Origin of the sequence: Methylobacterium nigriterrae (assembly GCF_037106235.1) — a bacterium.
GTDB lineage: Bacteria > Pseudomonadota > Alphaproteobacteria > Rhizobiales > Beijerinckiaceae > Methylobacterium > Methylobacterium nigriterrae.
In genome coordinates this window covers 1-254 of record NZ_JBAWTG010001045.1, presented here as the reverse complement: position 1 = coordinate 254, position 254 = coordinate 1, and the positions used below count along the sequence as shown (strand labels likewise).

Sequence of the window (254 nt, the reverse complement as noted above, 5' to 3'; positions counted from 1 at the left end):
GGCGGTGCTGGGAACGCTGCTGACGCACATGCACCTGATCCGGGCGTTTGAGGAAACGGTGGTGGAATTGGCCATGGACGGCCTGGTGCATGGCCCGGCGCACTCCAGTATCGGACAAGAAGGCGGGGCCGCTGGTGCGCTCGCGTTTTTGCGCGCGGCCGATCAAATCAACGGCTCTCATCGCGGGCACCACCATTTTCTGGCCAAATCCCTGGCCTATCTGCGTCCTGGCAAAGCGGACCCGCGGTCGCCGC

At 65.0% G+C, this 254-nt stretch carries 1 pseudogene; it reads left to right on the top strand.

From position 1 onward, the window contains the following. Positions 1 to 254 (top strand): annotated as a pseudogene (locus WDW90_RS40175) (MFS transporter); the annotation flags it as partial.